The 7,725-nt window shown below is 70.5% G+C and carries 6 protein-coding genes; 1 reads left to right on the top strand and 5 read right to left on the bottom strand.

The features are described 5' to 3' along the window. Nucleotides 1-106 precede the first annotated feature (106 nt). Nucleotides 107-673 (bottom strand): TetR/AcrR family transcriptional regulator, encoded by a 567-nt coding sequence (locus ACI2L1_RS44675; protein ID WP_404745226.1) that lies wholly within the window; start codon nucleotides 671-673, stop codon nucleotides 107-109. Between the two features lie 171 nt (nucleotides 674-844). On the opposite strand from ACI2L1_RS44675, the gene ACI2L1_RS44670 reads away from it, so the two are divergent. After that, complete coding sequence (locus ACI2L1_RS44670) at nucleotides 845-2,278, top strand: MFS transporter (RefSeq protein WP_404745225.1); 1,434 nt, start codon at nucleotides 845-847, stop codon at nucleotides 2,276-2,278. 53 nt (nucleotides 2,279-2,331) lie between these two features. Here ACI2L1_RS44670 and ACI2L1_RS44665 read toward each other — a convergent pair whose 3' ends face one another. From ACI2L1_RS44665 to ACI2L1_RS44650, 4 genes are all read right to left on the bottom strand, one after another. Beyond that, nucleotides 2,332-3,348 carry a 1-aminocyclopropane-1-carboxylate deaminase gene (locus ACI2L1_RS44665; RefSeq protein WP_404745224.1) on the bottom strand — a complete coding sequence of 339 codons (1,017 nt, stop codon included), beginning with the start codon at nucleotides 3,346-3,348 and terminating at the stop codon, nucleotides 2,332-2,334. 28 nt (nucleotides 3,349-3,376) lie between these two features. Further along, nucleotides 3,377-4,024: a GntR family transcriptional regulator gene (locus ACI2L1_RS44660; protein ID WP_404745223.1), complete on the bottom strand. Its 648-nt coding sequence runs from the start codon at nucleotides 4,022-4,024 to the stop codon at nucleotides 3,377-3,379. Nucleotides 4,025-4,108: 84 nt separating this feature from the next. Further along, nucleotides 4,109-5,689, bottom strand: coding sequence for a TROVE domain-containing protein (locus ACI2L1_RS44655; protein WP_404745222.1), 1,581 nt, complete (start codon nucleotides 5,687-5,689; stop codon nucleotides 4,109-4,111). A gap of 338 nt (nucleotides 5,690-6,027) precedes the next feature. After that, nucleotides 6,028-7,476, bottom strand: a complete 1,449-nt coding sequence (locus ACI2L1_RS44650) for an alkaline phosphatase PhoX (protein WP_404745221.1) — start codon at nucleotides 7,474-7,476, stop codon at nucleotides 6,028-6,030. Between the last annotated feature and the right edge of the window lie 249 nt (nucleotides 7,477-7,725).

The raw sequence follows: 7,725 nt of genomic DNA, 5'->3' as shown, positions 1-7,725 counted from the left end.
TACAGCCAGGCATGCGTTGACTGCACCCACTCAGGGGCGCGGGGCTGTATCGACATGCGGCTCCGCCGCGTGGGCGCGACCAGCCACGACGCATCCATAGGCGCCCCTACGCCCGCAGCCCCTCCGTGAGAAGCGTCAGATACCGCCGGATCGACTCCCCGCCCCCGTCGGCCAACTCCGCCGCCCCCGCCACCCCATGGGCCAGCCGAAGCAGCTCGATCGGCTCGACATCCCCCCGCAGCGAACCTTCCTCCCGCGCCGCCGCGACCAGCCGCGTAGCCGCCCCGCGCACATGCGTCCCACACACGGTGAGCGCCGCGTTGCTGCCATCCGCCACCGCGGACCCCAGCAGCGTCTTCAGCCCCCGCACCTGAATCGTCCCGACGCACAGCTCGTACAACCACTCCGCCAGCGCCTCCCCCGGCGGCAACTCCTCGGCGAGCTCGTCGGCCCGGCGCGCGAACCCCTCCACGCGGTCCACGTACGCCGCCTCCAGCAGGGCCTGCCGCGTGGGGAAATGGCGATAGAGCGTCCCGGAGCCGACCCCCGCTCGCTTGGCGATGTCGTCCAGCGACGCACCCTCCCCATGCTCGGCGAAGGCCTCCGCCGCCACCTTGAGCAACCGGTCGTAGTTGCGCCGAGCGTCCGCACGCATGGGCCTGACCTGCGTCATCCAGATACTCCTTGCGAACCGGAGACTCTCTCCGTATCTTATCGAACACTAAACGGAGACAGTCCCCGCTTACTGCGGCGGCAGTCGTCGCGGGTCAGTCCGTGCTGCCCGCGTGCTGCCCGCTTGCTTCTCATGACAGACACGAGCGGGGACCAAGAACGGGAGAACTCCATGTCCACCCCGTCCACGACCACCGCCTCACCCTCCGCCCCACCGGACGGCTCCACCCGGCTCGGCGCCGCCCTCCTCGTCATCGTCGCCGCCTACCTGATGGTCGGCGTCGACGCCACCGTCGTCAACGTAGCGCTCCCGGACATCCAACAGGACCTCGACTTCACCTCGACCGGCCTGTCCTGGGTCCTCAACTCCTACACCCTCGCCTTCGGCGGCCTGCTGCTGCTCGGCGGTCGCGTCGGTGACGTCGTCGGCCGCCGTCGTACGCTCATGGCCGGCGTGCTCCTCTTCGCCGGCTCCTCCCTGCTCGGCGGACTCGCCACCGACGGCGCGTGGTTGCTGGCCGCCCGCTCGCTCCAGGGCGTCGGGGCCGCCCTGATCGCCCCGAGCACCCTCGCCCTGATCACCACCGGCTTCCCCGAAGGCCCGCGCCGCCACTACGCGTTGAGCGTCTACTCCTCGATGGCCGGCATCGGCGCCTCCGTCGGCCTGGTCCTCGGCGGCATGCTCACCGACTGGGCGTCCTGGCGCTGGGCCCTGCTCATCAACGTGCCGATCGGCATCGCGGTGGCCACCGCCCTCCCCCGCTTCGCCGCCGAAACCCCGTGCCACGCCGGCCGGTTCGACCTGGCGGGCGCACTCACCGGTACGGCCGGGACGACCTCCCTGGTGTACGCGTTCATCCGGGTGTCGGAGGCGGGCTGGAGCGACACTCAGACTCTGCTCGGCTTCAGTACGGCTGCCGCGCTGCTCGCCGGTTTCCTGCTCGTCGAGTCACGGGCCGAGCAACCGATCCTCCCCCTGCGGCTGTTCGCCGACCGCGACCGGGCCGGGGCGTATCTGGGGGTCATGCTGCTGCCCGCGGGCATGTTCGGCGCGTTCTACTTCCTCACCCTGATCAGCCAACAGGCGCTGGGCTACAGCCCGCTGCGGGCGGGGCTCGCGTTCCTGCCGATGACCCTGGCCATGTTCAGCACCGTGCGCCTGGTTCCGAGGATGCTGCAACTCCTCGGCGCCAAACCGGTGTTGCTCACCGGTATGACCCTGGTCAGTGGGGCCGGGGTATGGCTGTGGCGGCTCGACGCCTCCGACGGCTACCTCTCCGGACTGCTCGGCCCGCTGCTCCTGCTGGGGGTGGGCGTCGCCCTGAGTCTCATGCCCCTCAACGCGACGATCCTCGCCCGCGTCGAGCCGCGCGAGGCCGGCGCCGCCTCCGGCCTCCTCCAGACCATGCAGTGGCTGGGCGGCACACTCGGCCTGTCGATCCTGGTCACGGTGTACGGCACGGCGACCCGGCACACCACCGGGTCACCGTCCGAAACCCTCGTCGAGGGCGCGTCCCACGCGTTCGGCGCGAGCGCCCTCATCGCCCTGACCGCACTGCTGCTGGCGGCACTGGTGATCACCGGCAGGAAGACCCGGGCCGCCTGACGCCCCGCACAGCCCGCAGTTTCTTACAGCCGGCCTTATCCGCCGGACAGGCCCTAGAACAGGGCGCTGTACCCGTTGAGCGCGGGCTGCCCGCCGAGGTGGGCGTAGAGCACCGTGGAGTCGGTGCCGATCTCCCCGCGCTGGACGAGGTCGATCATCCCGGCCATGGACTTGCCCTCGTACACAGGGTCGGTGACCATCCCCTCGGTGCGGGCGGCGAGGCGCATCGCCTCCAGGGTGGCCTCGTCGGGGATGCCGTAGATTCCGGCGTGGTAGCGCTCATCCAGCTCCACGTCCGCCTCCGTCAACTCCTTCTGTACGCCGATGAGTTGACCGGTGTTGTGGGCGATCCGCGCGATCTGCTCCCGGGTGGCCACGGGCTTGGCGGAGGCGTCGATGCCGAGCACGCGCCGGGGTCGGCCCCCGGCCTCCTCCAGTGCCCGGAACCCGGCGACCATACCGGCCTGGGTGGACCCGGTCACCGAGCAGACCACGACCGTGTCGAAGAAGACGCCCAACTCGCGCTCCTGCTCCGCCACTTCGTCCGCCCACGCGGCGAAGCCGAGGCCACCGAGCGGATGGTCGGAGGCGCCGGCGGGAATGGCGTACGGCTTGCCGCCCCGCTCCTCGACATCCCTGAGCGCCTGCTCCCAGCTCTCCTTGAACCCGATCCCGAACCCGGCCTTCACCAGCCGTACGTCGGCCCCGGCGAGCCGGCTGATCAGGATGTTGCCGACCTTGTCGTAGACGGCGTCCGGCCAGTCCACCCAACTCTCCTGAACAAGCACGCACTTGAGCCCGGCCCGAGCGGCCACGGCGGCGACCTGACGGGTGTGGTTGGACTGGACGCCGCCGATCGAGACGAGGGTGTCACAGCCCTTGGCGAGCGCGTCGGCGACCAGGTACTCCAGCTTGCGGGTCTTGTTGCCGCCGTACGCGATCCCGGAGTTGCAGTCCTCGCGCTTGGCCCACAGGGCGGCGCCGCCGAGGTGCGCGGTGAGGCGCTCCAGGCGGTGGACTGGGGACGGTCCGAAGAGGAGGGGGTAACGGTCGTAGGACGAAAGGGACATGGGGTCCTCCCGGATCGGTTGCTGCGTCTCAGTCGCTGTCGGCGAGTTCGGCCAGTCCCCGCCAGATCTCCGCGGTGACCCGGACCGCCTCGTCCACGTCACCGGCCGCGCAGGCCTCGATCAGCCGGTCGTGCAGGCCCGCCGAACGGCAGTTGCCACCCTCGCCGAAGCGCTTGCGCTCCAGTCGGCGGATGAGAGGGGTGTAGCGGGCGGCGGTGGCGGCGGCCGCGCGGTTGCCGCTGACGCGGACGAGGACGTCGTGCAGTTCGTCGTCGACGCGCAGGGCCTCGTCCACGTCACCGGCGGTGACGGCGGCCGCGAACCGTTCGTTGGCCGCGCGCATCGTCTCGAGGTCGGTGGCGAGCAGCCGGGGTACGGCGACCCGCGCGACCAGCTCGTGCATGGCCCCGACCACGGCGGCGGCGTCCCGCACCTCGGCGGCCACGACCTGCGTCACCCGGGTGTAGCTCTGCGGCTTGCTCTCCAGCAGCCCCTCGTCGACGAGCCGCGCGAAGGCCTCCCGCACCGGCGCCCGCGACAGCCCGAGCCGCTCGGCCAGCTCGGCGTCCCGCACCACCGCCCCGGGCTCGATCTCCCCGGCCACGATGGCGTCCCTGATGGATGCGTAGGCCCGGTCCCGGAGCAGGGTGCGGGCGAGCGGTCGTATGGCCTCCATGGACTGAAATGTTAGATGTCAATGCCGGGCATGGGCAAGAGTGTGACCCGCACCCCCGTGAAGTGCGGGTCACACGCTCGGGGCTCAGGCCGCCCAGGGCCAGTCGGCGTTCTGGGCCGCCTCAAGCAGCGGAATCATCCGGAAGGCCGCGTCCGTGAGGCCTCCGAAGGTGTGGCGGTTGCCGGTCCCGGAGGGGCCGTGGCCCGCCCGGTAGCCGGCGAGGTTCCAGGTGTAGACCGGCACGTCGGCCGGGACCTGCTCGGTCGGGCCGCCGTGGCGGTGGTACGTGCACTGTTCGTCGGTGACGATCAGCACCCGGTCCTGGCCCCGGTAGTGCGCGCGGATCGCCGAGGTGGTGTCGGTGCCGCCCAGGTCGCCGAAGCGGCCGAGGATCTTCAGCACCGACTCGCCCCGGCCGAACGTCAGACGCCGGTTCGTGGTGCCGAACTCGACGAGATCCGCGTCCGCCGCCCGCAGCGCGAGCGCCGTACCGAAGATCGCCGCCGCGTCGGCCCGGTTGAGCTGCGAGCGGTCGGAGAGCCGCGCCCACATCGAGCCCGAACGGTCGACGAGCACGAGGGTCCGGCCGGGCAGCGCGGGCACATTGGCCAGCGAGTGGCCGAGCGCCCGCTCCAGCGGGTGGGACCAGCGCAGCGAGGGCGCGTGCTGGTACGCGGCGAGGTACCGGAAGGGGAACTGGCGCGAGCGCGCCACCTCCGCCGGGTCGCTGATCTTCGCCGCGACCCGGGCGGCGACCTCGTCCGAGACACCGGCCTCGTCGAAGTTCCGCAGGTTCCTCGTCAGTGCCATCGCGCCCATGGACGGGATCACCGCCTCCCAGGCCGCCTTGTCCATCGGCCCCTGCAGCCAGCCCGCCAGCGCCTCCCACGTCATCCCGGCCGCGGCCAGCCGCTCGGCCCCGCCCGCGGACGTGACCACGGCACGGCGCCGCTCGACCGGCAGCGCCATCAGCTCGCGGTGCGCGATGAGCACGCGGCTCGACTCGGGCGGCACGGCCGTGTCCGGGTTGTGCCGCCGGTCGAGGGCGTACCGGAACAGCTCGCCCTGCCACGGCTTGTCCGGGTCCGGGGCCGCGTGCACGAGGTTGAGGATGTCGCCGAAGCGGTAGCCCTTGGCCGCGGTGTCGTACTTCAGCAGCGACTTTCCGCTGTAGAGGCGCCGTACGGCGTCGGCGATCCCGCGCTTGACGGGCTTCGGGACGTTACGGCCGTACTGGGCCGTCCAGTACCCGAGGAACTCGCCGGGCTCGTCGGGCCGCTGGAGCACGGAGGCCACGACCTGCCGGTTCGAGGGGCCCTCGGTGACGCCCGCGTCGAGACGCGCCTTCACGTACTCGGCGGCGCCCACGATCGAGGCGGTACGGAGGTTGCCCTCGCCGCGCAGCCAGCCGAGCAGGCCGGCGGTCCACGTGGAGTCGGTGACGGCGAGCTCGCGTACGAGGCGCGCGAACCGGTCGTCGCGGTCCGCGCCGGACTCGTAGAAGGTCTGCTGGGAGACGAAATTGGCGACCGCGAGCAGAAAAAGCTCGGAGCGCGCGTCGCGCTCACGGCCTCGGCCGCCCTCGTAGGTCCGCAGGATGCGTCCCGTCGAGGTGACCCGAGAAGTGGGGCGGGCTCGTGCGGCCTTCTTGTTGAATCGCGCCATGGTGAATTCCCCCGAATTCGTGGATGTTTCGGAGGAGGCGCGGCGCAAGAGGTGGGTGCCCGAGATCAGGAGTCGGCGACGGACTTATTCTGGTGCTCTACCGAATTGAGCTACACCGACCCGAGGTCGATGACGGGGTTCGAACCCGCAACCGCCGGATCCAATGAAGTAACCGTTGCCTGCGCACCAGGCACCCACCATGAGCTGCGCCTCCCGAGATCAAGTCGGCAGCGGTGTCGGATTCTTTGGAAGAGAAGTAACCGCTGCCTTCGCACCGGGAGGTGCGTTGTCGTGATCTCACTGTAGGAGGCGCAACTCAGGGGGGTCGACCGAATTAATCAGCCGCGCTTCTGGCGCTTCCAGGGCCCGGTGATCGCCAGCATGATCCCCGGCGTCTGGATGTTGGCGTACAGGGTCTTTCCGTCGGGGGAGAAGGTGACGCCGGTGAACTCGCTGTATTCGGGGGCCTCTTCGGTGCCCTGGTTCAGCTCGTTGCGGGCGATCGGGTAGGTGCGGCCGCTCTCCGTGGCGCCGAACAGGTGCTGGATGCCCTCGCCGTCCTCGGCGATGACGAGGCCGCCGTACGGGGAGACGGTGATGTTGTCCGGGCCGTCGAAGGCGCCGTCGACGGCGGGGTCGGGGTTGACGCCGAGGAGGACCTTCAGGGTCAGGGTGCGGCGCTTGGGGTCGTAGAACCAGACCGCTCCGTCGTGCTGGACGGGGCTCTCGGTGCGGGCGTACGAGGAGACGATGTACGTGCCTCCGTCGCCCCACCACATGCCTTCGAGCTTGCGGGCGCGGGTGACCTGACCGGCGGTGAACTGCTTGCGGACGGAGGTCGTCCTCGCGTCACGGTCGGGGACGTCCACCCAGTCCACGCCGTACACCGTGCCGATCTTCGTGGCGCGGGAGAGGTCGTCCACGAACTGGCCGCCGGAGTCGAAGCACTTGAAGGCCTGGAGGACACCCGCGTTCTCGGCGAGGGTGCGCAGCTTGCCGTGACCGTGGCAGAAGCCCTCGGGCGGGGTCCAGCGGTACAGCAGGCCGTTCGGGTTGGACGCGTCCTCGGTGAGGTAGAGGTGGCCGCGCTTGGGGTCGACGACGACGGCCTCGTGGGCGTAACGGCCCAGCGCCTTGATGGGCTTGGGGTTCTTGTTGGCGCGGCGGTCTGAGGGGTCGACCTCGAAGACGTAGCCGTGGTCCTTGGTGAAGCCGTTGGTGCCGGCCTTGTCCTCGGTCTCCTCGCAGGTGAGCCAGGTGCCCCAAGGGGTGTTGCCGCCCGCGCAGTTGGTGGCGGTGCCGGCGATGCCGACCCACTCGGCGACCTTGCCGCCGGGGCGCACCTCGACGACGGTGCAGCCGCCGGCCGCGGCCGGGTCGTAGACGAGTCCCTCGGTGAGCGGCACCGGGTGCGGCCAGTTGGCGCGGGGGCCCGCCAGCTCGTGGTTGTTGACGAGGAGGGTCGTACCGCGCGGGCCGTCGAAGGTGGACGTGCCGTCGTGGTTGGACGGGGTGAACTCGCCCGACTCCAGCTTGGTCTTGCCGCTGTAGGTGATGACCTTGTACGTGAATCCGGCGGGCAGCGCGAGCAGGCCCTCGGGGTCGGCGATCAGCGGCCCGTAACCGACACCGCCGTGGGCGCCGGCACTCTCCACGCCCTCGCTCTCGACGTCGGTGGCGGCGAGCGCGTTGGGCGCGGTGGCGAGGGCGCCGACACTGCCCGCCAGTGCTACACCGGCACCGGTGAGCGCGGTTCTACTGGCGAAGTCCCTGCGGGTGAGCGACATGGTGTCTCCTGAGACGGTCGGTAAGCCGTGGAGGGTGGCGGACCTCGAATCGGCGCAACCGTCTCGCCCATGCCTGAACACCAGTTGAACGGCGAGAGGATTCAGTGGAGCAGCTTCCATGAATCAACAAAGGGCGCGAAAAGCGCCCTTTACGAGTTGGTGCGTGATAGCGGGTGAGGCGTGTTTGGCCTGGTGTGGACTGTGTTCAGGTGATGCTGGTGCGGTCGGAGACGAGGCTGGCGATAGCGC

Source organism: Streptomyces sp. NPDC019531 (assembly GCF_044903305.1).
Taxonomy (GTDB): Bacteria; Actinomycetota; Actinomycetes; order Streptomycetales; family Streptomycetaceae; genus Streptomyces.
The sequence above is the reverse complement of the archived record's forward strand: the minus strand, read 5'-3'. Positions and strand labels throughout refer to the sequence as shown.